Annotated in this window: 26 protein-coding genes; 7 read left to right on the plus strand and 19 right to left on the minus strand. The window is 71.0% G+C overall.

What is annotated here, in order from left to right; all coding sequences use genetic code 11:
• Positions 1-26: 26 nt before the first annotated feature.
• From cysT to cysA, 3 genes are all read left to right on the plus strand, one after another.
• Complete coding sequence (gene cysT / locus EPO13_02235; protein ID TAK70806.1) at positions 27-839, plus strand: sulfate ABC transporter permease subunit CysT; 813 nt, start codon at positions 27-29, stop codon at positions 837-839.
• Positions 832-1,710 carry a sulfate ABC transporter permease gene (locus tag EPO13_02240; protein ID TAK70706.1) on the plus strand — a complete coding sequence of 293 codons (879 nt, stop codon included), beginning with the start codon at positions 832-834 and terminating at the stop codon, positions 1,708-1,710. Before cysT ends, EPO13_02240 begins: the two co-directional genes overlap by 8 nt.
• A gap of 121 nt (positions 1,711-1,831) precedes the next feature.
• Positions 1,832-2,833 carry a sulfate ABC transporter ATP-binding protein gene (gene cysA / locus EPO13_02245; protein ID TAK70707.1) on the plus strand — a complete coding sequence of 334 codons (1,002 nt, stop codon included), beginning with the start codon at positions 1,832-1,834 and terminating at the stop codon, positions 2,831-2,833.
• Positions 2,834-2,892: 59 nt separating this feature from the next.
• Here the strand turns inward: cysA and EPO13_02250 are convergent, their stop codons facing one another.
• Positions 2,893-4,089, minus strand: coding sequence for an acetyl-CoA C-acetyltransferase (locus EPO13_02250; GenBank protein TAK70708.1), 1,197 nt, complete (start codon positions 4,087-4,089; stop codon positions 2,893-2,895).
• Between the two features lie 113 nt (positions 4,090-4,202).
• Between EPO13_02250 and mce the strand changes: the two genes are divergently transcribed.
• On the plus strand, positions 4,203-4,718 hold the full coding sequence (mce, locus tag EPO13_02255) for a methylmalonyl-CoA epimerase (GenBank protein TAK70709.1): 516 nt from the start codon (positions 4,203-4,205) through the stop codon (positions 4,716-4,718).
• 313 nt (positions 4,719-5,031) lie between these two features.
• Positions 5,032-7,047: an acyltransferase gene (locus tag EPO13_02260; protein ID TAK70710.1), complete on the plus strand. Its 2,016-nt coding sequence runs from the start codon at positions 5,032-5,034 to the stop codon at positions 7,045-7,047.
• A gap of 47 nt (positions 7,048-7,094) precedes the next feature.
• Here EPO13_02260 and EPO13_02265 read toward each other — a convergent pair whose 3' ends face one another.
• From EPO13_02265 to EPO13_02275, 3 genes are read right to left on the minus strand one after another with little or no spacing between them, the layout of a single operon-like run.
• Positions 7,095-7,886 (minus strand): alpha/beta hydrolase, encoded by a 792-nt coding sequence (locus EPO13_02265; GenBank protein ID TAK70807.1) that lies wholly within the window; start codon positions 7,884-7,886, stop codon positions 7,095-7,097.
• Between the two features lie 12 nt (positions 7,887-7,898).
• Positions 7,899-8,654 carry an alpha/beta hydrolase gene (locus EPO13_02270; protein TAK70711.1) on the minus strand — a complete coding sequence of 252 codons (756 nt, stop codon included), beginning with the start codon at positions 8,652-8,654 and terminating at the stop codon, positions 7,899-7,901.
• 32 nt (positions 8,655-8,686) lie between these two features.
• A complete protein-coding gene (locus EPO13_02275) occupies positions 8,687-8,968 on the minus strand; it encodes a hypothetical protein (protein ID TAK70712.1) in 282 nt (93 codons plus the stop codon).
• 69 nt (positions 8,969-9,037) lie between these two features.
• Here EPO13_02275 and nucS point away from each other — a divergent pair, with 69 nt between their 5' ends.
• A complete protein-coding gene (nucS, locus tag EPO13_02280) occupies positions 9,038-9,712 on the plus strand; it encodes an endonuclease NucS (GenBank protein TAK70713.1) in 675 nt (224 codons plus the stop codon).
• A 124-nt stretch (positions 9,713-9,836) separates the two neighbouring features.
• Here nucS and EPO13_02285 read toward each other — a convergent pair whose 3' ends face one another.
• Together EPO13_02285 and murA are read right to left on the minus strand one after the other, a co-directional pair.
• Positions 9,837-10,217, minus strand: coding sequence for a MarR family transcriptional regulator (locus EPO13_02285; GenBank protein TAK70808.1), 381 nt, complete (start codon positions 10,215-10,217; stop codon positions 9,837-9,839).
• 225 nt (positions 10,218-10,442) lie between these two features.
• On the minus strand, positions 10,443-11,756 hold the full coding sequence (gene murA, locus EPO13_02290; protein TAK70714.1) for a UDP-N-acetylglucosamine 1-carboxyvinyltransferase: 1,314 nt from the start codon (positions 11,754-11,756) through the stop codon (positions 10,443-10,445).
• An 86-nt stretch (positions 11,757-11,842) separates the two neighbouring features.
• Between murA and EPO13_02295 the strand changes: the two genes are divergently transcribed.
• Positions 11,843-12,436: a cob(I)yrinic acid a,c-diamide adenosyltransferase gene (locus tag EPO13_02295; GenBank protein TAK70715.1), complete on the plus strand. Its 594-nt coding sequence runs from the start codon at positions 11,843-11,845 to the stop codon at positions 12,434-12,436.
• Here the strand turns inward: EPO13_02295 and EPO13_02300 are convergent.
• From EPO13_02300 to EPO13_02360, 13 genes are all read right to left on the minus strand, one after another.
• Complete coding sequence (locus tag EPO13_02300) at positions 12,433-13,137, minus strand: hypothetical protein (GenBank protein TAK70716.1); 705 nt, start codon at positions 13,135-13,137, stop codon at positions 12,433-12,435. The two genes, EPO13_02295 and EPO13_02300, sit on opposite strands and share 4 nt — an antisense overlap.
• Before the next feature lie 41 nt (positions 13,138-13,178).
• Positions 13,179-13,565, minus strand: a complete 387-nt coding sequence (locus EPO13_02305; GenBank protein ID TAK70717.1) for a F0F1 ATP synthase subunit epsilon — start codon at positions 13,563-13,565, stop codon at positions 13,179-13,181.
• Positions 13,566-13,572: 7 nt separating this feature from the next.
• On the minus strand, positions 13,573-15,018 hold the full coding sequence (atpD, locus tag EPO13_02310; protein ID TAK70718.1) for a F0F1 ATP synthase subunit beta: 1,446 nt from the start codon (positions 15,016-15,018) through the stop codon (positions 13,573-13,575).
• 8 nt (positions 15,019-15,026) lie between these two features.
• Entirely contained in the window at positions 15,027-15,974 is a 948-nt protein-coding gene (locus tag EPO13_02315) for a F0F1 ATP synthase subunit gamma (GenBank protein TAK70719.1), read from the minus strand.
• 9 nt (positions 15,975-15,983) lie between these two features.
• Positions 15,984-17,621 (minus strand): F0F1 ATP synthase subunit alpha, encoded by a 1,638-nt coding sequence (locus EPO13_02320; protein ID TAK70720.1) that lies wholly within the window; start codon positions 17,619-17,621, stop codon positions 15,984-15,986.
• Positions 17,622-17,689: 68 nt separating this feature from the next.
• Positions 17,690-18,499, minus strand: coding sequence for a F0F1 ATP synthase subunit delta (locus EPO13_02325; protein TAK70721.1), 810 nt, complete (start codon positions 18,497-18,499; stop codon positions 17,690-17,692).
• Positions 18,499-19,062 (minus strand): F0F1 ATP synthase subunit B, encoded by a 564-nt coding sequence (locus tag EPO13_02330; GenBank protein ID TAK70722.1) that lies wholly within the window; start codon positions 19,060-19,062, stop codon positions 18,499-18,501. The genes EPO13_02325 and EPO13_02330 overlap by 1 nt, the downstream gene beginning before the upstream one ends.
• A gap of 41 nt (positions 19,063-19,103) precedes the next feature.
• Positions 19,104-19,334 (minus strand): ATP synthase F0 subunit C, encoded by a 231-nt coding sequence (gene atpE / locus EPO13_02335; GenBank protein ID TAK70723.1) that lies wholly within the window; start codon positions 19,332-19,334, stop codon positions 19,104-19,106.
• 70 nt (positions 19,335-19,404) lie between these two features.
• Positions 19,405-20,226 carry an ATP synthase F0 subunit A gene (atpB, locus tag EPO13_02340; GenBank protein TAK70724.1) on the minus strand — a complete coding sequence of 274 codons (822 nt, stop codon included), beginning with the start codon at positions 20,224-20,226 and terminating at the stop codon, positions 19,405-19,407.
• Between the two features lie 81 nt (positions 20,227-20,307).
• Complete coding sequence (locus EPO13_02345) at positions 20,308-20,499, minus strand: hypothetical protein (GenBank protein TAK70809.1); 192 nt, start codon at positions 20,497-20,499, stop codon at positions 20,308-20,310.
• A gap of 107 nt (positions 20,500-20,606) precedes the next feature.
• On the minus strand, positions 20,607-21,029 hold the full coding sequence (locus EPO13_02350; GenBank protein TAK70725.1) for a hypothetical protein: 423 nt from the start codon (positions 21,027-21,029) through the stop codon (positions 20,607-20,609).
• A 208-nt stretch (positions 21,030-21,237) separates the two neighbouring features.
• Positions 21,238-22,344, minus strand: coding sequence for an undecaprenyl/decaprenyl-phosphate alpha-N-acetylglucosaminyl 1-phosphate transferase (locus tag EPO13_02355; GenBank protein ID TAK70726.1), 1,107 nt, complete (start codon positions 22,342-22,344; stop codon positions 21,238-21,240).
• A gap of 12 nt (positions 22,345-22,356) precedes the next feature.
• A complete protein-coding gene (locus tag EPO13_02360; GenBank protein ID TAK70727.1) occupies positions 22,357-23,625 on the minus strand; it encodes a serine hydroxymethyltransferase in 1,269 nt (422 codons plus the stop codon).
• Between the last annotated feature and the right edge of the window lie 13 nt (positions 23,626-23,638).

Raw genomic sequence — 23,638 nt, forward strand, 5'->3', positions numbered from 1 at the left:
CGGCTGCACCTCGTGCCGGCCGGAAGGTGCCTCGGCACCATCCGGCCGGCACGGTCGGCTTGTCGCTGCCGTCCCGTGTCGGCCTCGGCGTCGCGCTGATCTGGTTCAGCATCCTCGCGCTGATCCCGCTGGCCGCCGTGCTGGTACAGACCTCCAAGGGCGGCTGGGAGCAGTTCTGGGCGACGCTGAGCAACCCGCAGACACTCTCGGCGTTGCAGTTGACCATTGCGGAGGCCGGCCTGGTCACCGTGATCAACATCGTGATCGGCCCACTGATCGCGTGGGTCCTGGTCCGCGATCATTTCTTCGGCAAGCGAGCGCTGGAAGTCCTCATCGACATCCCGTTCGCCCTGCCGACCATCGTCGCGGGACTGGTGCTGCTGTCGTTGTACGGCCCGCAGAGCCCGATCGGCGTCAACGTCGCCAACACCCGCGCGGCGGTCTTCCTCGCCTTCCTCTTCGTCACGCTGCCGTTCATCGTGCGCACCGTGCAGCCGGTCCTGGCCGAACTGGACCCCGAGGTCGAGCAGGCGGCTGCGTCGTTGGGCGCCAACCGGTTCACCACGTTCCGCCGGATCATCCTGCCGGCGCTCGTTCCCGCGATCGCCGCCGGTGCCGCGCTGTCGTTTGCCCGCGGCGTGAGCGAATACGGCTCGCTGGTCCTGCTGTCGGGCAACCTCCCGATGCGTACCGAGGTCGGCTCGGTCCGCATCCTCACGTACCTGGAGAACGGCGACACCGCCTCGGCGGCCGCCGTGGCGACGGTGCTGCTGGCGGTGTCGCTGCTGGTCATCGTGGTGCTCGACGTGATCCAACGAAGGGTGGCCAAGCGTGGCTGACACCATCGCCGCGCCCCGGCCGCAGGCCGATCGCCCGGCCCGGCGTACGGCGCGCACCCGCCGCCGCAGGGGACCGTTGGCCTACCTGTTGCGGGCGATCGTGATCGTCTATCTGGTCATGCTCGTGGGCTGGCCGGTGCTCATGATCGTGCAACACACCTTCGCGACCGGCCTCGCGCCAGTGTGGGAGGCGTTGACCGACCCGACCGTGCTGTTCGCCTTGCGGCTCACCGTGTTCGTCTCGCTGGCGGCCGTCGCGCTGAACACCGTCTTCGGCGTCGGCATCTCGATCCTGTTGGTGCGCTACGACTTCCGTGGCAAGCGGACGCTGAGCGCCCTGCTCGACCTGCCGCTGTCGGTCTCGCCGATCGTCGTGGGGCTGTCGCTGATCCTCGTCTACGGCGGCCGGGACGGCTGGTTCGGTCCTGCGCTGGAAAGCGCTGGCTTCCAGGTCATCTTCGCCATCCCCGGCATGATCCTGGCCACCGCGTTCGTCTCGCTGCCGTTGGTCATCCGGGAAGTCGTACCGATCCTGCAGGAGATCGGCACCGAGCAGGAGCAGGCTGCGACCAGCCTCGGCGCCAGCGCCGCGCAGACGTTCCGCCGCGTGACGCTGCCGGCGATCAAGTGGGCTGTGGTGTACGGCCTCGTGCTCACCCTCGCCCGCTCGCTGGGTGAGTTCGGTGCGGTCAAGGTCGTGTCGGGCAACTTCCAGAACCAGACGCAGACGGCGACCTTGCTGGTCGAGGAGAAGTACCAGGACTTCCAGCAGGGCGCGGCCTACTCCGTCGCCTTCCTGCTCGCGGCGGTGTCCGTCGCGTGCATCATCGTGGTGTCGTTCCTGCGACCGGACACGTCGAGGCAACGATGAGTGCCGTACCCGGCGGCAGGACCGGCCACAGCCACACCGACCAGCGCCGTACCGATCAGCCCAGCAGCGACCAGCCCAGCAGCGACCAGCCCCGCACCGGCCAGCGCGACAAGGAGCAACCATGAGCATCGAGGTCACCGGGGTCGGCAAGCGCTACGGCGACTTCGTCGCGCTGGACGACGTGTCGGTCTCCATCCCCACCGGCCAGCTCACCGCGTTGCTGGGTCCCAGCGGCGGCGGGAAGTCCACGCTGCTGCGCATCATCGCCGGACTTGAGGACGCCGACCACGGCACCATCGCGATCGAGGGCCGCGACGCGACCAAGGTGCCGGCTCGCAAGCGCAACGTCGGCTTCGTCTTCCAGCACTACGCGGCCTTCAAGCACATGTCCGTCGCCCGCAACGTCGCGTTCGGCCTGGAGATCCGCAAAGCGCCCAAGGCCGAGATCCGCGAGCGCGTGCAGGAGTTGCTGACACTCGTCCACCTGCAGCAGTTCGCCGACCGGCTGCCCGCGCAGTTGTCCGGTGGCCAGCGGCAGCGGATGGCGCTCGCCCGCGCGCTCGCTGTACAGCCCACCGTGCTGCTGCTGGACGAACCGTTCGGCGCGCTGGACGCCAAGGTGCGCAAGGAACTGCGCGAGTGGCTGCGCCACCTGCACGACGAGATCCCGGTCACGACCGTCTTCGTGACGCACGACCAGGAGGAGGCCATCGAGGTCGCGGACGAGATCGTCGTGATCAACGAAGGCAGGATCGAGCAGGTCGGCAGTCCCGATCAGCTCTACGACGAACCCGCCAACTTCTTCGTCATGAGCTTCCTGGGCGCCGTCACCCGGCTCGACGGTCATCTCGTGCGACCGCACGACGTCGAGGTTCATCCGTCGCCGGTGCCGGACGCCCTACCCGGGCGGGTGGTCCGGGCGGTCCGGGTGGGCTTCGAGATGCGCTTCGACGTCGAGGTGGCCGGTGACGTCGTCCAGGTCGTCATGACCCGCGCCGAGGCGAGGGCGGCGGCGCTGGGCGACGGCTCCGCGGTCTGGCTGCGTGCCGCGGCCGGCTCGGTGACCATGCCGGTCCCGCCGGTGGCCACACCGGTCGAGGCGCTCGCCCCAGTTCCCGCCTGAGCGCGCCGCGGCAGGCAACGGTCGGTAGACCAGCCTGCAGCGGTCCGGCCAGCCGCCCGCTAAGACGAAGCCGACGGCACCGTGAGGACCAGCGCGATGCCCTGGCCGCCACCGCCGCAGAGCGCAGCGACTCCGGTGCCACCGCCGCGGCGGCCGAGCTCGAGGGCCAGGTGCAGCGCAACCCGCGCGCCGGACATGCCGACCGGATGGCCCAGCGCGATGGCGCCGCCGTTGACGTTCACGATGGACGGGTCGACGCCCAGCGCACGGGTGGAGGCGATACCCACCGCAGCGAACGCCTCGTTGATCTCCAGCAGATCGAGGTCGGCGACGTCGATCCCCTGCTTGGCGCACGCCTGGCGGGTCGCCTCTGCCGGCTGCTCCTGCAGCGAGTTGTCCGGACCCGCGACACTGCCGTGCGCGCCGATCTCGGCCAGCCACGGCAGGCCCAGCGATTCGGCCTTGGCCTTGCTCATCACCACCACGGCGCACGCGCCGTCGGAGATCTGCGACGCCGAGCCGGCGGTGATGGTGCCGTCGGCGGCGAAGGCGGGCTTCAGCCTGGCGAGCGACTCGACAGTGGTGTCCGCACGGACTCCCTCGTCGTGGGAGAACACGATCGGTTCGCCCCGCCGCTGCGGCACCGACACCGGCACGATCTCCGCGTCGAACAGGCCGTTCTTGGCGGCCGCGGCGGCCCGCTGGTGGGAGGCAGCCGCGAACTCGTCCTGCTCCTCGCGAGTGAAGCGGTGACGCTCGCGATTGACCCGATCGGTCAGCGCGCCCATAGCCACCCCGTCGAAGGTGTCGTCGAGCCCGTCGTAGTTCATCGCGTCGACCAGGGCGGCGTCGCCATACTTCGTGCCCTCCCGCGAGTTCAGCAGCAGGTGCGGCGTGTTGCTCATCGACTCCATGCCGCCGGCGACCACCACGTCGCATTCTCCAGCGCGGATCAACTGGTCGGCCAGCGCGATGGTCTCCAGGCCCGACAGACAGACCCGGTTGACCAGCATGGAGGGCACGGTCAGCGGCAGCCCGCCGAGGACGCCGGCCTTACGGGCGGGCATCTGGCCGGCACCGGCCTGCAGGACCTGGCCCATGATCAGGCGGTCGACCTGGTCCGCGGCGACGCCGGAGCGCTCCAGCGCCGCGGCGATGGCGATGCCGCCGAGTTCCAGCGCCGACTTCCCCTTGAGTGAACCGAGGAGCTTGCCGATCGGCGTACGAGCCCCGTTGACGATCACCGTGCCCGACATGAGCCCCTCCAGGTCCCGCAGCCGCGGGCTGAGACGATATCGACCGGAAACTGTACCGCAGGGTTGACCGACCACGATCCACGACGAGATCCACCGACCAGCGGGAGCAAGCAATGAGCGGGGCAGACGGCGACACCGGCGCAGACCTGGGCGGCACCCTCGGACCACTCGTGACTCGGCTCGACCATGTCGGGATCGCCGTGGCCGACCTGGACGCCGCCACGGCGTTCTATGCACGCGCGTTCGGCATGCAGGTCGTTCACGAGGAGGTCAACGAGGAGCAGGGCGTCCGCGAGGCGATGCTGGCCGTCGGGGACAGCGGCTCGTACGTGCAGTTGCTCGCGCCGCTGACACCGGACTCGACGATCGGGAAGTTCCTGGACCGCAACGGTCCCGGCATCCAGCAGATGGCGTACGGCGTGACCGACGTCGAGGCCGCCGCGGCCCGGTTGCGGGCAGCCGGCGTACGGCTGCTGTACGACACCCCGCGGCGCGGCACCGCAGGATCCCGTATCAACTTCGTTCACCCCAAGGACTGCGGGGGGGTTCTGGTCGAGCTGGTCGAGGCAGCCGCGGACGCTCACGGTGAACCGGGGTCCGCGGATCACGCTGCCGCTCCGCACGCCTGACCGCCCTGCCGGCGCTGGCAACGGGGAGTTCTCGACGTGAACGACAGGGTCAGGCTTCGGCCTCGACCGCAGGTCGAGGTGGCGACGCGTCTCGACGGGTGAAATCTGGCCGCGCCACGCCCGGGACAGTCGGTGCGGCCTCGTACCATGGGCCGCGCCGGAACCACACGGTCGCCCCGGCCGTCCTGGAATCCGGCTCCGCCATCGCCGTCAGCTGTGCTGCGAGTCCGTCGGCGCTTCGCTGAGCGGTGGCTGCCGCTGTCCGTCCGGCTCCGGCGTCCGGTGTCCCGCTGTCCAGCCCCGAGGAGGCCGCGTGACCGCGACCGGGACGGCCTCGACCGGGGCCTCGGCGACCGGGACATCGTCGAACGCGACCGGCTCGGCCACCGGGCCGGTCAGCACCGAGCACCGCGGACTGCGCTACCTGCCCGGACTGGACGGGCTGCGGGCTATCGCCGTGGTCGGGGTGATGCTCTACCACGGCGATGTCAGCTGGGTCCGCGGCGGCTTCCTCGGGGTCGACGTCTTCTTCGTCCTGTCCGGGTTCCTGATCACGTCGTTGCTGCTCACCGAATACGCCCGCCGGGGCGGCATCGATTTCAAGGCCTTCTACCTCCGCCGCGCACGCCGACTGCTCCCGGCACTGCTGCTCATGCTGTTGGTGGTCGGCATCGCCGCGGCGTGGTTCGTCCGGGATGCCGCATCGCAAGTGCGACAGGACATTCCGGCTTCTCTGGGCTATGTCACGAACTGGTGGTACATCCTCGCCGACCAGTCCTATTTCGAGGCGATCGGCCGGCCGCCGCTGCTGAAGCACCTGTGGTCGCTGGCGGTGGAGGAGCAGTTCTATCTGATCTGGCCGGTCATCGCGTTCGCAGCGCTGCGCTGGGGCGGCCGCCGCGCGGTGATGATCGTGGCCGTCGTCGGGGCGATCGCCTCGACGATCTGGATGGCCGTGGTGTCGGTCCGGTACGGCTTCCCGGTCGACCACGATCCCAGCCGGGCGTATTTCGGCACCGACACCCACGCGATGGGCCTGCTGGTGGGTGCGGCGCTGGCCACCGTCTGGCGCCCGGATCGTTTCCGGGAACGGCTGCAGCCCAGCGCCGCGGCGGCGATCGACGCCGTCGGCCTGCTGGCGCTGGCGGCCGTCGTGGCGATCTTCCTCAGCGTCGGTGAGTACGCGCCGGCGCTGTACCGGGGCGGCTTCCTCGTGCTGGCTGTGGTCACCGCGATCCTCATCGCGGCCGCCAGCCATCCCGGCGCGCAACTGGGCCGGTGGCTCGGCGTGGCGCCGATGCGCTGGATCGGCGAGCGGTCGTACGGCCTCTACCTGTGGCACTGGCCGATCTTCCTGGTGACCCGCCCCGAGCTGGACCTCCCGGTGGACGGCTTCGCACTGTTGGCCCTGCGGTTCGGGCTGACCGCCGTCATAGCCGACCTCTCGTACCGCTTCGTCGAACTCCCGGTACGGCGCGGGGTCCTCGGCCGCTGGTGGCACGCCGTTCGCGACAGCGACGCGGTCCGCCGGGCCGCAGCGATGCGCCGCGCCGCGGTGGTGGGTGTCGCCGGCTCGATCGCGGTCGTCGCGATCGCCGCCGGTCTCGCCACTGCTCCCGCCCCGGACGCCGCCGCGCTCGGCGGTGTCGATATCGAGTCGGTCAGCCTGGACGATCCCGCCGACCCGGGCAGCGCCGACCCGGGCAGCGCCGACCCCGGCGACAGTGATCCGGGCAGCAGTGATCCGGGCACCAGTGAGCTCGGCGGTCCGGACACCTCCGATCCGGGCACCGACCCGGGCAAGGGCGACCCGCCGCCCGGGACCGGTCAGACCCCGCACTCCGGACCGACCACGGCTCCCGCGGTGGGCACGGTCACCGGGATCGGCGACTCGGTGATGCTGGGCGCCCGGACCACGCTGCGAACCCAGTTCCCCGGCATCGCCATCGACGCCGCCGTCGCCCGGCAGACCGGCACGATCCTGGCGCGGGTGCAGAAGTTCGCCGCCGCGGGCAAACTCGCGCCGGTCGTCGTCATCCACACCGGGACCAACGGCGTGGTGCCCGAGGACATGCTCTCGACGATGCTCACCACCCTCGCCGACCGCAGCCGCGTCGTGATCATCAACGATGCGGTCCCCCGCTCCTGGCGCGACGACAACAACGCCACGATCGCCGCCGTGGTCCCCCGCTTCCCCAACGCCGTCATCGCCGACTGGCGTGCGGTGTCCACCGGGCATCCGGAGTACTTCGTGGCCGACGGCGTCCACCTGACCGGGCCGGGCATGCACGCATACGCCGAAATGATCGCCGCCGCCATCGGTTCCTGACCCGCCCGGTTCGTCGCCGTACGGCGGGGTCCTCGACGTACGTCGGGTTAGACGTACGGCGGGCGCAGCGGGCCGATGAACCCGGCGATCGCGGCCGTGACGGCCTCGGGCGCCTCCAACGGGCTGAGGTGCCCTACGCCGGGCAGTGCGACGGCCGTCCCCCGGCTGAGGACGCCCAGCATGGCTGCCTGCTCCGCCTGCGGGCTGACCACGTCGTCCTCACCCCAGAGCACGAGCGCCGGCACCCCGAGCGCGGCCAGCACGTCGAGGGAGTCCGGCCGGGTCGCCATGGCCCGCTGCGCCCACGCGACCGCCGCGGGGCTCGCGGCGGCGATCCAGTCGCGTACCTGGTCGACCAGCTCGGGACGCTGCGACCGCGTCACCGGACCGAGCAGCCGCGAGGGCAGCGACTGCGCCAGCAGCTGCGTCGAGCGAGACCCGTCGACGGCGTCGGCTTCCTGTCGCCGTACCGCCGCGGCGTCGGGGCTGTCCGCCGTGGCCTTCGTGTCCACCAGCAGCAGGCCGGCCACCACCTCGGGCGCCTGCCGCAGCATCGCCATGGCGACGTAGCCGCCCATCGACACCCCGCCGAGCACACAGCGGTCGATCCGCAGCCGTTCGAGCAGCGCGAGGACGTCGCCGGCGAGGTACGGCAGAGCGGGTTCGTCGTCGCCCAGCGCCGATTCGCCGAACCCGCGCAGGTCCACCGTCAGCACCCGCCAGCCCTGCTGCGCCAAAGCGTCGCGCTGGGCCTGCCAGATCTGCCGGGGAAAGGGAAACGCCGGCAGCAGGACGACGGCCGGGCCGGTACCTACGTCGTCGTACCCGAGATCGACGATCACCGCTGCAGGCTAGCCGCCGTCGATCGCCGCCAGGTCGTCCCATCGCGTCGCCGGCCCGTCCCACTCGCGCGGCAACGGCGCCGAACCCGGGACGACCACGTCGGCGACCCGGTCCAGGACGGTCCGCACCGACGGCTCCCCCAGCCACAGATGCCGCGCTCCCGCGATGCCCTCCACGACAGCCTGCGGCACCCGCGCGAACCGCGCCCGCGCGTCGTCCGGCCGCAGGTTGTCGTCCAGTTCCGGCACCAGGCAGACCAGCGGCCGGCCGGAGCCGGCCCAGTGGTCGAGATCGTCGTCGGTCGACCATCGCAGCGGCGGGGACAGCAGGATGGCGCCGCGGACCGGGTCGCGGTCGCCGTGGCGGAGCACGACGTCGGTACCGAAGGACCAGCCCAGCAGCCACGGCGCGGGCAGGCCGCGCCGGCCGACCTCAGCGATAGCCGCGGCGAGGTCGAGTCCCTCGGCCCCCGAGGCGTCGAAGGTCCCTTCGCTGGTCCCGGCCGCGCTGGACGTCCCCCGGGTGTTGAAGCGCAGGACGGCGACACCGACCAGCGCGGGCAACCGCCATGCCGCCTTGCGCAGGACATGGCTGTCCATCATCCCGCCGGCGGTCGGCAGCGGGTGAACGCAGACCAGCGTGGCCACGGGACGGCCGGCGACCGGACTGGCCAGTTCACCGACCAGCCGTAGCCCGTCGCCGGTCAGCAGCGACAGCGGCTCGCGGTGAGCCGGCAGCACCGAGTTGGCGACGATGGGCGGCACGGCTGATCCCCTCCGGCTCGGCCGGCGCTGGACTAACGCGGGCGTCGGCGGTGGCGCGCCGACCAGCAGGGAGTGTGCCAGTGCCGCCGCAGCTGGGCGCCGTCAGGCCGGTCGGCCGGCCACGCCACCACGTGCGGCACCCCCACGGCGATCTCGTGATCGCAGCCCGGGCATCGGTAGACCTTGGCTGCCGCGGCGCCGCTCACCGGCCGGACCACCCAGCTGCCGTCGGGGCCTTCTTCGGTGACCGGCGCCGACCAGGCCAACGGCCCGGCGCCGCCGGACTCCGGTTGCCGCCGGTTACGTCGTCCCATCCGATCCGTCCCCACCGTCGAAGCGCTTCCCCAGCGCTGCAACCCGCCCGGCAACGCTAGCGTTCCGCCGTGCGACTCGTGATCGCCCGGTGCACCGTGGACTACTCCGGCCGGGTCTCGGCCCACCTGCCCGAGGCCACCCGGCTGTTGCTGGTCAAGGCCGACGGCAGCGTGCTGATCCATGCGGACGGCGGCTCGTACAAGCCGCTGAACTGGATGAGCGCGCCGTGCCAGCTGGTCGTGGATACCGACGCGGACGGCCGGGGCACCTGGACGGTGACCAGCCGATCGCTGGAACGGCTGGTCGTCACCGTCCACGACGTGGTCCACGACACCCACCACGAGCTCGGGGTCGATCCCGGCCTGCAGAAGGACGGCGTGGAGGCTCATCTGCAGCAGCTGCTGGCCCTGCACGTGTCGACTCTCGGGGAAGGCTGGACGCTGGTACGGCGGGAGTACCCGACCGCTATCGGCCCGGTCGATCTGCTGTGCCGTGACGCCGACGGCCGCAGCGTGGCCGTCGAGATCAAGCGCCGCGGCGAACTCGACGGCGTCGAACAGCTCACGCGCTACCTTGCCCTGCTCAACCGCGACCCGCTGCTCGCCCCGGTCACCGGAGTGTTCGCTGCGCAGGAGATCAAGCCGCAGGCGCGCACGCTGGCCACCGACCGGGGTATCCGGTGTGTCGTCCTGGATTACGAAGCGCTGCGCGGCACCGACGACCCGGGGCTGCGGCTCTTCTGACCGCGAGTGGCGCGATGCCGCAGGCGCTCGCCATGCCGCAGGCGCTCGCGATGCCGCAGGCGCGCCGAGCGCCTGACGCCGTCCGGCCGGGGCAACCCACGGCGGGTGTACCCGTGCTGCTGCGTCAGCCCAAGGCGGCCGGTGTCGTCACCAGACGCAGCAGTACCTCGCGCAGCAGGTCCTGCTCGGCGGCGCTCAGCCCGTCGACGGCCTCCGCCTCCCGATCCGCCCGCGCGACCTCGACGCGCCGGACCACGCCGCGCCCGGCGTCGGTGACCTCGGGGATCCGTACCCGCCGGTCATGCGGGTCGGGGCGGCGCCGTACCAGACCGTTGCGTTCGAGCCGGTCCAGCACCGCGGTCAGCGTGGTCTTGTCGACACCGACGACGCGTCCGAGCGCCAGCTGGGTGGGCTGCTCGGAGTCGGCGAGGACCGCCAGCACCACCCAGTCCCGGCTGTCGCCCAGCCCGCAGTGCCGCGCGATGCGGTCCATCCGCAGCCGCATCGACTGCGCAGCGCGGTACAGCAGCAGCGCCAGGTCGTCGGGGGCGATCACACTGTCCGGCAGGTCGGGCCCCTCCTGCTCGGGCTGCTGCCGGGCCGGTCGAGCCGACACAGTCTGTTCAGCTTCGACAGCCCCCTCGACCGAGGCCTGTTCCGCGGCGACGCCCACCATGCGAGGAGGGTAGATCAGGCAGGGTCGAGCACGAGCGATCCGACGGGCCCCGAATCATTCCGAGGGCAGACGATCGGCCCCGCTCCCGCTCGTACCGTCCTGGACGGTGACGCTCGCCCCGAGTTGCCGTAGCCGCTCGGCGAACCGGTCGTACCCCCGGTCGATGTGGTGCGCTTCGTGCACCACGGTCACCCCGTCGGCCACCAGACCGGCCAACGCGAGCGCGGCTCCGGCGCGGATGTCGGTCGCCTCGACCGGTGCCCCGGACAGCCGGTCCCGGCCACGCACCAGCGCGTGATGCCCGTCGGTGCGGACGTCGGCGCCGAGCCGGGCGAGTTCGTGCACGAAGCGGAACCGCGCCTCGAAGAGGTTCTCGGTCACCATCGCGGTGCCCTCGGCCACGGCGTTGAGCACGATGAACTGCGGCTGCAGATCGGTCGGGAATCCCGGATAGGGCAGCGTGACGATGTCGACCGCGGTGGGCCGGCGGTCCATCCGGACGCGGAACCCGTCGTCGACCAGCTCGACCTGCGCGCCGGCGGTGGTCAGCTTGTCCAAAGCGATCTCCAGATGGGACGCCGTCGCGTCACGCACCACAACATCGCCCCCGGTCAGCGCGGCGGCGACCGCCCAGGTGCCGGCGACGATGCGGTCCGGCAACGTCCGGTGCACCACTGGGCTCAGCGCATCGACACCGTCGACCTGCAGTGTCGAGGTCCCGATGCCGTCGATCTTGGCGCCCATCTGTTCCAGCATCCGGGCGATGTCGATGATCTCCGGCTCCCGGGCCGCGTTGTCGATCACCGTGGTGCCCTGCGCGGTGACCGCGGCCATCAGCAGCGTCTCGGTGGCCCCGACGCTCGGGAAGTCCAGCCAGATCGACGCGCCGCGCAGCCGGCGCCGCCGGGCCGCGACGAGGTACCCGTGCTCGCTGCGCACCTGCGCACCCATCCGCTGCAGGCCTGCGACGTGCAGATCCAGGCCGCGCGAGCCGATGTTGTCGCCGCCCGGCATCGCCACGTCGGCCTCGCCGCATCGGGCCAGCAGCGGACCGAGCACACAGATCGACGCCCGCATCCGCCGGACCAGGTCGTAGTCGGCGCGGTGCGAGAGCCGCTCCGGTACGTCGATGCGGACCTCGCCGCGGCCGGGGTCGTGGTCCACCGCGCAGCCCAGCCGTCGCAGCAGCGCGGACATGATCGTGACGTCGAGGATGTCCGGCACCCGGGTCAGCGTCGTACGGCCCTGCGCCAGCAGCGCGGCGGCCATGAGCTTCAGCACGCTGTTCTTCGCTCCGGGGACGCTCACCTGCCCGGCCAGGCGCGAGCCGCCGACCACGCGAAGCGCAGCCGCGCGGACCTCGGTCATGCCGGGAATCGTAGGCCGGAAGCCAGGCGGCGCCGCGCAACCGGAGTGCGCCGAATGGGGCAACTCCGGCGGTCTACGCTGCGCGCATGGTCAACCTGACCCGCATCTACACGCGGACCGGCGACGACGGCACGACGGCGCTCGGGGACATGAGCCGGACGTCGAAGAACGACAGCCGGCTGGTCGCCTTCGCCGAGGTCGACGAGGCAAACTCCCGCATCGGCGTGGCCCTCGCACTCGGCGAGCTGGAGCCGACCGTGCGGGGCCTGCTCACCCGGATCCAGAACGAACTGTTCGACGTCGGCGCAGACCTGTGTACGCCGGTCGTCCCGGACCCCGCCTTCCCGGCGCTGCGCGTCCTGCCGTCGTACGTCGATGCGCTCGAGGCCGCCTGCGACGACCACAACGGCCGGCTGACGCCGCTGCGGTCCTTCGTGCTGCCGGGCGGCTCGCCGGGCGCGGCTTTGCTGCACGTCGCGCGGACCGCCGTACGCACCGCCGAGCGGGCGACCTGGCGGGCACTAGAAGAGCACCGCGAGAGCATGAATCCGCTGACCGCGACCTACCTGAACCGGCTGTCCGACCTGCTGTTCATCCTCGCCCGCGGCGCGAACACCGACGGTGCCGGCGACGTGCTGTGGCAGCCCGGGGGCGATCGGACAGCCGCCGAACCGGGCTAGCTGGTCGAGGAGCCTGTCGACTCGGCTGCGGCCGCCAACGCCGACACCGCGTCGGCACCCAGATCGTGCTCGGTGAGCAGTGCCGTTGCCGCGGCGAGGTCGGAGGCCGCGTCCAGATCCAGGCGCGCCTTGAGCTCCGCCCGGTAGAGCAGAGCCTCGAACCGGTCCGCCGGCGGGGCGTCAGGGTGCCGGAGGAACCCCGCGTCGAGTACGGCGATCGCCTGCGCGGCGTCGCCGCGGGCGTCCCCCTGCCGCGCGGCGACGTCGATCACCCGGCCGAGGCCGGATCGCCGTTGCGCTGCTTGGTCATCGGCTGAGCCCGTGCGGTAGAAACGCAGCCAGTTGCCACCGACGTCCACTATCGAAAACCCGGTCGCGGTGCCCGATTTGCGCCGCGGCGGGAGCAGCCGCGGAATCCCTTTGACCGGAACCCTGCCGAATCGTGCCCGCAGCCCCGCCTTGAAGGCGGCGTGGCGCTCGTCGGGCTCGGCGACGGTGATGATCGTGCTGCCGTACGAGGTCGCCGGGTCGAAGCCGTCGATGGCGGACAGGTGGATCGCGATGTCGTCCAGCTCGACCACCGCGTAGGGGTTGGGACGACGCTGCTGGAAGCTGACGGTGAAGCCGAGGGCGGCGTAGAACGCCAGCGCCTCATCGAGGTCCGCGCAGGGCAACACCGGGTACGTGCGTTCGCCGGCCATCCGCTCCCCCTGCTTCGTCGGGCGCCGTGATCGCCCGTGGCTCAGTGCCCCAGCGCGCCGGCAGCTCGCAGCTGCGACTCGGCGCGGCGGACCGCCGCACCACCGTCGTCGTCGGTGGCGGCTCGGGCCGCCGCGAGCGCCGCCTCGGCGCTCGCCACGTCGATCTGGCTGCCCAGCTCGGCGCTCTCGGCCAGCACCGACACGACATCGGAGTCCACCGAGAAGAAACCCTCGTGCACCGCCACGGCGATCGTCGCTCCGTCCGGAGTCTGGATCCGCAGCACGCCGTCAGCCAGCAACGCGAGGACCGGTTCGTGCCCCGGCAGGATGCCGATGTCGCCCTCGATCGTCTTGGCGACCACCATCCGAGCGGCACCGTCCCAGACGCTGCCGTCGACGGCGACCACCTCGACCTGAAGTTCGGCCACGACGACCTCAGCCCGCCAGCTTGGCGGCGTTGCGCTCGACGTCCTCGACCCCGCCGCACAGGAAGAACGCCTGCTCCGGCAGGTGGTCGTAGGCACCCTCGGTCAGCGCCTTGAACGAGGCGATGGTCTCGTCGACCGGGACGAACGAGCCCGGCTGGCCGGTGAATTGCTCGGCCACGAACAGGTTCTGGGACAGGAACCGCTGGATGCGGCGTGCCCGGCCCACCAGGACCTTGTCCTCCTCGGACAGCTCGTCGATACCGAGGATCGCGATGATGTCCTGCAAGTCCTTGTAGCGCTGCAGGATCTCCTTCACCCGCGCCGCGACGGCGTAGTGCTCGTCACCGACGTACCGCGGGTCGAGGATGCGCGACGTCGAGTCCAGCGGGTCGACGGCCGGGTAGATCCCCAACTCCGAAATCGGCCGCGACAGCGTGGTCGTGGCGTCCAGGTGGGCGAAGGTGGTCGCCGGCGCGGGGTCGGTCAGGTCGTCGGCGGGCACGTAGATCGCCTGCAGCGAGGTGATCGCGTGACCGCGGGTGGAGGTGATCCGCTCCTGCAGCTCGCCCATCTCGTCCGCCAGCGTCGGCTGGTACCCCACCGCCGACGGCATCCGGCCCAGCAGCGTCGAGACCTCGGAGCCGGCCTGGGTGAAGCGGAAGATGTTGTCGATGAACAGCAGCACGTCCTGCTTCTGCACGTCGCGGAAGTACTCGGCCATCGTCAACGCCGACAGCGCGACCCGCAGCCGGGTACCGGGCGGCTCGTCCATCTGGCCGAAGACCAGCGCGGTCTTGTTGATGACGCCGGACTCGGTCATCTCACCGAACAGGTCGTTGCCCTCACGGGTGCGCTCACCGACTCCGGCGAACACCGAGACACCGGCAAACTGCTCGGCGACGCGGTTGATCATCTCCTGGATGAGCACGGTCTTGCCGACGCCGGCGCCGCCGAACAGGCCGATCTTGCCGCCCTTGACGTACGGGGTCAGCAGGTCGATCACCTTGATGCCGGTGACGAAGACCTCGGTCTTGGACTCCAGCTGGTCGAAGGACGGCGCGTGAGCGTGGATCCCCCGGCGCTCGGTGATCTGCAGCGACGACTCCGGCACGTCCAGCGGCTTGCCCAGCGCGTTCCACACGTGCCCGAGGGTCACGTCGCCGACGGGGACCGAGATCGCCGCACCGGTGTCCACGACATCGGCACCGCGGACCAGGCCGTCGGTGGGCTGCATCGAGATCGCCCGCACCATGTTGTCGCCGATGTGCTGCGCCACCTCGAGGGTGAGGGTGCGCGCGGTCGCCTCCTGCTCCCCGCTGGCGAACGACACCTCGACGGTGAGCGCGTTGAACAGCTCGGGCATGGCCTCGACGGGGAACTCCACGTCGACGACCGGGCCGGTCACCCGGGCGACGCGCCCGACACCGGTGGCGGACTGGGTCGTTGCGGTCATGGCCTTCCTCAACTTCCTGCGGTGGCGGACGCCAGAGCGTCGGCGCCGCCGACGATCTCGCTGATCTCTTGGGTGATCTCGGCCTGACGGGCCTGGTTGGCCTGCCGGGTGTAGGTCTTGATGAGCTCCTCGGCGTTGTCCGTCGCCGACTTCATCGCCCGGCGGCGAGCGGCGAGTTCGGACGCCGCGGACAACAGCAGCGCGGTGTACACGACGTTCTCGATGTACTTGGGCAGCAGGGCGTCCAGCACGGACTCGGCCGACGGCTCGAACTCGTACAGCGGGAAGATCGGCTTGCCGCCCTCCGGACCATGGCCGGCCGGCGAATCGTGGGTGTCGACGACCTGCTCGACGACCTCCAGCGGCAGGATCCGCCGCACGGTCGCCCGCTGGGTGACCATCGACTCGAACATCGTGTAGACGACGTGGATCTCGTCGACGCCGCCTTCGGCGGTGGGCAACAGGAACCGCTCGAGCAACGTGTCGGCGATGAGTTTGGCGTCGGCGTACGACGGCTGCTCGGAGAAGCCGGTCCACTCCGCGGCGACCTCACGGTCCCGGAAGCGGTAGAACGCCACCGCCTTGCGCCCCACCAGGAACGGGACGACGGTGAGCCCGCGTTCCTCGCGCAGGTGCCGGGTGAGCGCCTCGCCTTCCTTCAGGGCGTTCGCCGAGTACGCACCGGCCAGACCGCGGTCGGCGGTCACGATCAGCACGGCCGCCCGCGTGGACTGCCCGTGCGGGGCGATCAGCGGATGCCGCTCGATGCCCGCGGTGTGTGACGCGGCGGCGCTGATCGCCGCGGCCAGCCGCTGGGTGTACGGCAACGCCGCGGTGACCCGTTGCTGCGCCTTGACGATCCGGGACGAGGCGATGAGTTCCATCGCCTTGGTGATCTTCTTCGTCGCCTGTACCGAGCGGATCTTCCGCCGGAAGACGCGTTGCTGCGCACCCATACCGGCCGCTCAGCCCTGCCGCACGACGCGGGTGATCTGGGTCGGGTCGATCTGCTCGCCGGCCAGCGCCTCGACCGGCTCGTCGTTGACCAGGGTGTGGCCGGCGGTCGTGGTGAACTGCCGCTTGAAGGTCGCGACCGCCGACTCCAGCAGCGCCACGGTGTCGCTGGACAGGTCCCGGGTCGAGGCGATGGTCTCGAACACCCCGGGCTGGTGGCGGCTGACGAAGTCGAGGAACTCCGCCTCGAAGCGGCGGATGTCCTCGACCGGGACGTCGTCGAGCTGGCCGGTCGTGCCCGACCAGACCGACACGACCTCGCGCTCGACCGGGAACGGGCTGTACTGCGACTGCTTGAGCAGCTCGACCAGCCGGGCACCGCGGCCCAGCTGGGCCTTGCTGGCCGCGTCGAGGTCGGAGCCGAAGGCGGCGAACGCCTCCAGCTCACGGAACTGCGCCAGGTCCAGCCGCAACCGGCCGGCGACCGCCTTCATCGCCTTGATCTGGGCCGAGCCGCCGACGCGGGACACCGAGATACCGACGTTGATGGCCGGGCGGACACCGGAGTTGAACAGGTCCGACTCCAAGAAGCACTGGCCGTCGGTGATCGAGATGACGTTGGTCGGGATGTACGCCGACACGTCGTTGGCCTTGGTCTCGATGATCGGCAGGCCGGTCATCGAGCCACCGCCGAGCTCGTTGCTGAGCTTCGCGCAGCGCTCCAGCAGCCGCGAGTGCAGGTAGAACACGTCACCGGGGTACGCCTCGCGGCCCGGCGGGCGGCGCAGCAACAGCGACACCGCGCGGTACGCCTCGGCCTGCTTGCTGAGGTCGTCGAAGACGATGAGGACGTTCTGCCCGTTGTACATCCAGTGCTGGCCGATGGCCGAGCCGGTGTACGGCGCGAGGTACTTGAAGCCGGCCGGGTCGTTGGCCGGCGCCGCGACGATGGTCGTGTACTCCATCGCGCCGTACTGCTCCAGGGCGCCCTTGACCGCGGCGATGGTGGAGCCCTTCTGGCCGATCGCGACGTACACGCACTTGACCTGCTTGGCCGGATCGCCGCTGGCCCAGTTCTCGCGCTGGTTGATGATCGTGTCGACGGCGACCGCGGTCTTGCCGGTCTGCCGGTCGCCGATGATCAGCTGCCGCTGGCCCCGGCCGATGGCGGTCATCGCGTCGATCGCCTTGATGCCGGTCTGCAGCGGCTCCTTGACCGGCTGCCGCTGCACGACGGTGGGCGCCTGCAGCTCCAGGGCACGCCGGCCCTCAGCGGCGATCGGACCCAGCCCGTCGATGGGGTTGCCCAGCGGGTCGACGACGCGACCGAGGTAGCCGTCCCCGACGGGGACCGACAGGATCTCGCCGGTCCGCCGGACCGTCTGACCCTCCTCGATCCGTGAGCCGTCGCCCAGCAGCACGACACCGATCTCGCGGATGTCGAGGTTGAGCGCCAGACCCAGCAGCCCGCCCTCGAACTCCAGCAGTTCGTTGGTCATGGCCGAGTGCAGGCCCTCGACCCGGGCGATGCCGTCACCGGTCTCGACGACCCGGCCCACCTCGTCGCGGGCGGTCTGCGGCGAGTACGACGCGACGTTCCGCGCGATCGCATCCCGGATCTCCTCCGGTCGGATCGTCAGCTCCGTCATGGTGTCCTGCTTCCTGGTCGGTCGGTCGCCCGGCAGGGCGGCGGTCGTCTCGGTCCTGGTCGGGGCGGTCAGTCGGTCAGCGCGCGGCGGGCCTGTTCAAGGCGGGTGGCGACGGTGCCGTCGATGACGTCGTCGGCGACGTGCACGGACACGCCGCCCAGCACGGCCGGGTCAACGGTCACGTTGAGACGCACCTGCCGGCCCTTCAACACACTCAGTGCCGCCGCGAGCCGGCGGGCCTGGTCCGCGGCGAGGGGTACGGCGACCGTCACCTCGGCGACGACCCGCTGCCGCTGGGCGGCAGCGAGGTCGCACAGCTGCGCAACGGCGGTGTCCACGCGGCGGCCGCGCAGATGCCCGGCCAGGTCCTCCAGCAACAGGGCGGTCATCGGGGCGACCCGGCCGGCGACCAGGTCGCGAGCGATCCCGGCCTTCGCCGCACTGCTGAGTCCGGGGTCGGTCAAGGCCATCTGCAACTGCGGGTTCGCCGCGGCTGCCCGCCCGAACCGGAACAACTCCTCCTCGACCCGGTCGAGGCTGCCGTCGGCCTCGGCCAGGGTGAACGCCGCCTGCGCGCCGAGCTCTTCCAGGGCGCTCACCAGATCGCCCGGCTCGGACCACCGGGCGCGGACGACGTCGACGACCACGGCCAGCGACGTCGGAGCCAGCCGGCTGGCCAGCACCTCGTTCGCCAATGCCGTGCGCGCCTGCTCGCTCTGGCCGGAGTCGGCCAGAGCCGCGCGCAGCAACGTCTCCCGCGACAACAGGTCCGACACGGCCAGCAGGTCGGCCGGCACGCGGTCGAAACCGGCCTCGAGCCGGCGGGAGTCCAGTGACTCCCGCAAGGCCGCGAGGCTGTCGCGACTGGCTCCGATCATCAGCGCACGGCCCCCTCGGCGGACAACTCCGCCTGCTGCTCGAGGTCGGCGATGAACCGCTCGACCGTCGCGGCCGCGCGGGTGTCGTCGGACAGGCTCTCGCCGACGACCTTGCCCGCCAGCGTGACCGCGAGGTCCCCGACCTCGCGGCGCAGCCCGTTGAGGATCGAAGCGCGCTCGGCCTGCAGCTGCGCCTCCGCGCGGGCCGTCACCGCCGCCGCTGCCTCGGCCGCTTCGGCGCGGGCCGACTCGATGATGGCCGTCTTGTCCGCCTGCGCCTGCGCCCGGATCGCGGCGGCCTCGTTGCGAGCCTCGGCCAGCTGCGCCCGGTAGTCCTCGGCCAGCCGGTTGGCCTCCGCCTGCGCTTCCTCGGCGCGCCGGATGCCGCCCTCGATCGCCTCGGTCCGCTCGGCGAGCGTCTGCTTGATCTTGGGCAGCGCGAACTTCGCCAGCAGGCCGAAGACGACGAAGAAGGAGATCAGCCCGATCACGAGTTCGTGCACGGGCACAGCAAGAACGTTCGGCACGTCGGAGTGGGCGCTGGCCGCCAGGAGGTTCTGCATCGTTCCTCAGCTCGTCGAGGTCGCCGCGAAGAAGCGGTTCGTCACTTGCCGAACACGAACGGGGCGACGAAGCCGATGAGCGCGAGCGCCTCGGCCAGCGCGAAGCCCAGGATCATGTTCTGCCGGATCACGCCGTACGCCTCGGGCTGGCGGGCGATGGCCTGCACACCCTGGCCGAAGATGATGCCGATACCGATGCCGGGACCGATGGCGGCCAGACCGTAGCCGACCGACCCGATGGAGCCGGTGACCTCGGCGATGAGCTCCGTCATGTCCTGTCCTTTTCTTCTTCGGCCGGCGGCCCTTCCGCCGGTCTGGGGGAAACCTGGTGAGCAGTGCCCGTCAGTGCTCGGCGTGCAGCGCCGAGGAGATGTAGACGGCGGTGAGCAGGGTGAACACGTAGGCCTGCAACGCCTGGATCAGCATCTCGAAGCCGGTCAGCGCGATCGTGACGACGAAGGAGGCGGCTGACCCGAGGATGCCGATGATGCTGGCCGACAGCAGATACCACGCGGACACCGTGAAGATCGTGATCAGCAGGTGACCGGCGAACATGTTGGCGAACAACCGGACCGCGTGCGTGAACGGCCGGACGATGAGGTTGGAGAGGAACTCGATCGGGATCAGCAGGACGTACAGCCCCTTCGGCACGTCCGGCGGCATCGTCATCGACTTGAAGAACCCGCCGACGCCCTGCGAATAGATGCCCAGTGGCACCCACAGCAGATAGACCAACGCGGCGAACGCGACCGGGATCGCGAACATCGACGTGACCGGGATCTGCAGGAACGGCACGATCCCGACGAAGTTCAGGCCCCAGATCAAGAAGAAGAGCGTGAACAGCAGCGGGACGAACTTGTCGCCCTCCTTGCCGATGATGTCGCGGGCGATGCCGTCACGGATGAACAGGTACCCGACCTCGCCGACGTTCTGTGCGCCACGCGGAACCAGCCGGGGCCGGCGGAACGCGTAGAGGAAGAAGCCGGCGATCACGACGACGACCCCGAACAGCACGATCAGCGGCTTGTTGATCACGACGTGCTGGCCGAAGAGCGTGAACTCCCACACCGCGCCGAACGTGAAGATCTCCGTGCCCGGCGCCGGGAAGCTGCACCCGTCGAGGTGGCAGTCCAGTCCGGCGGCCAGCAGGACGTCAGCAGCCACCGCGAACTCCTTGCGGGCAGGGCGATGGCAGGACGCACAGTGCTGTGCTCATGGCCGCGACAACCTCCAGGCAGCAGACCGTCATCGGTCCTGCTGCCGCGTCTCAGGCTCGGGCCGTGGGGCTCCGAGTCGGGCGTACACGAGGTAGATCGCGAGGGCCGCTCCGAGAAGCGCGCCCCCGGCGACGAAGACGTCGCGGAATCCCAGCCAGCCGCCGAGCAGCCAGCCGCCGCCGGCGTACAGCAGGATTCCGGTGATGATCAGTCCGACCACGGACCAGGGGTCGACTGCCTTGCGGCGGGCCTCGTCCGGATCGATCACTGTCTTCGTGGCGCCGAGACCGTACCACCCGCCGCCCCAGCCGAATTGCGGTGGGCGGCTCATCGCGACGCCCCCGGCTGATGACCGTCGACCGGATCGACGTACAGCGGCTTCGCGCGGGTGTGCTGGACGACCTCGGCCGTGGTCCAGGCGAGGGTGCAGGCGACGACGGTCAGCGCGAAAGCCTTGGTGTCGAAGGCCGTCGTGTCCTGGAAGAGCAGCAGCAGCACGAACAGCACGGCGATCTTGACCGTGTACAGCGCGACCGCGACGGTCAGGCTGAGCTCCGGCCGAGTCGCGAGCACCCGCTGCAGGGCCAGTTGGCCGGCGGAGAAGAAGACGAGGACGACGGCCGTACCGATGACCGCCCCGAGCGCACCCTTGCCGGACGCGGCAATCGCGGAGACGATGATGGCGACCAGCCCGACGATGACGGTCGGCACGGCTGCGCCCCGCAAGGTCGCGGCGTCGGTGCTGCGCATGCAGGGGGCCTGCCTTCGGGTCGCGGTCGGCGAAGCTGAGAACGCCGGCCGTGCTCGGGTGCGTGCAGGCTAACAGAACTCTCAGGTCGGGCTGACTGCCGCCCTCCGTCTCCCGGGCCACCTCGCCGCGACGACGTCCCGGCCGCCCGTCCCCACCGGGCGCGCTGGTCGCCTGCGGCGGATGCCGCTGGCCGCAGACGATGTGAGGTCAGGCGGCCTGCCGTGCCGACCAGCGCAACCAGGGCCGGCGCAGCACGGCGATCAGCAGCGTCCCGATCCCGACGCCGCCGACGGCCAACGCGAGCCAGACCGGGACGAAGGCCATCGCGACCACGGTCCCGGCGATCAGCGCGGTCCAGGCGTAGAGCAGCAGGACGGCGCGGCGCTGCGAGTGGCCCATCTCCAGGAGCCGGTGGTGCAGATGGAGTTTGTCCGGCGAGAACGGCGAGCGCCGGGCGCGGGTACGCCGGACGACGGCCAGCAGCAGATCCAGCAGCGGTACGGCGATCACCGCCACCGGGACCAGCACCGGCAACAACGCCGGCAGGAAGATCGAGCCCTCCAAGGCGGTCGGGTCGACCTGGCCGGACAGCGTGATGGTGCTGGTGGCCAGCAGCAGGCCGATGAGCATGGACCCGGTGTCCCCCATGAACAATCGCGCCGGGAAGAAGTTGTGCGGCAGGAAGCCCGCGCACATGCCGGCCAGGCACGCCGACACCAGCGTCGCCAGCGTCGCGCGTTCGAATCCCAGCTCGACCGACAGCAGGTAGGAGTAGGCGAAGAAGGCCAGTGCCGCAATTCCGACGATGCCGGCCGCCAGGCCGTCCAGCCCGTCGACGAAGTTGATGGCGTTGATCGTCACGACCACGACCAGCACGGTGAGCAGCACGCTCATCACCGGATCCGGCGCGAAGGCGCCGCCGAACGGCAGCCACACGATGGCGATGCCCTGCAGCGCCATCACCCCGGCCGCCAGCACCTGGCCGGCCAGCTTGGTCGCCGAGTCCAGCTCGTACCGATCGTCGGCCATCCCCAGCGCCACGATGAGGACGACTCCGGACAGCAGCGCCACCGGTTCCCGGGAGCCGCCGGAGAAGACGTCGCTCATCATCGGCAACTGCCGGGCGAGCAGCAGCCCGGCGATGAGACCCGCCGCCATGGCCAGGCCGCCCAGCCGCGGCGTGGGGGTGTCGTGCACGTCGCGGTCGCGGACCCCTGCCATCGCTCCCCAACGCAGGGCGAGCACCCGGACCAGCGGGATGGTCAGGTAGGTGACCGCCGCGGCGGCGACCAGGCAGAGCAGGTACTCGCGCAACCGCCCGGCCCGTCAGGCGCGCGGATACGCCGGGTGCGCAGCGACCAAAGCGGCCACCTGCTGACCGACATCGGCAGCCGCGGAGCCGTCGGCGTCGCGGACCGCGCGCCCGATCAGCGCGGCGATCTCCTTCATGTCCGGCTCGGCCATGCCCTGCGTGGTGACCGCGGGCGTGCCGACGCGGATACCCGAACCGATCGACGGCGGCTGCGGATCGAAGGGGATCGCGTTCTTGTTCAACGTGATCCGGGCCGCGTCGCACCGGGCCTCGGCTTCGGCGCCGGTGACGCCGACCGGCTGCAGGTCGATCAGGGCGAGGTGGGTGTCGGTCCCGCCGCTGATCGGACGCATCCCCTCGGCGGCCAGGCCTTCGGTGAGCGCCCGTGCGTTGGCGATGACGGCCTGGGCGTAGTCGCGATAGGCCGGCGTCGCCGCCTCCTTCAGCGCGACGGCCTTGGCCGCCACCGCATGCATCAGGGGGCCGCCCTGCATCATCGGGAACACGGCCTTGTCGATGGCGGCGGCGTGCTCGGCACGGCACAGGATCATGCCGCCGCGGGGACCGCGCAGCACCTTGTGCGTGGTGAAGCAGACGACATCGGCGTAGGGCACCGGGCTCGGGATCGCCCCGCCGGCGACCAGGCCGATGAAGTGCGCGGCGTCGACCATGAGGATCGCGCCGACCTCGTCGGCGATCGCCCGGAACGCGGCGAAGTCGATGAGCCGGGGGTACGCCGTGGCACCGCAGATGATCATCTTGGGCCGGTGGGCCAGCGCCAGCGACCGGACCTCGTCGTAGTCGATCAACTCGGTATCGCGGCGCACGCCGTACGAGACGATGTCGAACCACTTGCCGGAGAAGTTCACCTTCGAGCCGTGGGTGAGATGGCCGCCGTGCGGCAGGCTCATGGCCAGCACGGTGTCACCGGGTCGCACGAAGGCGCCGTACGCGGCGATGTTCGCGCTGGCGCCCGAGTGCGGCTGCAGGTTCGCATGGTCGGCACCGAACAACGCCTTGGCGCGCTCGATGCCGATGAGCTCCGCGCGGTCGACCTCCGAGCAGCCGCCGTAGTACCGCCTCCCCGGGTAGCCCTCGGCGTACTTATTGGACAGCGTCGACCCCAGCGCCGCGAGGACCGCCGGCGAGGTGAGGTTTTCACTGGCGATGAGCTGCAGGCCGGACCGGAGCCGATCCAGTTCGCCGAGCAGAACGCCGGCGATCTCCGGGTCGGTCTGCTGCAGCGCGCCGAAGTCCGGTCCCCAGAACGGTACGTCGCCCATGGCATCTCCCTCG

Source organism: Actinomycetota bacterium, from assembly GCA_004297305.1.
Classification (GTDB): Bacteria; Actinomycetota; Actinomycetes; order S36-B12; family FW305-bin1; genus FW305-bin1.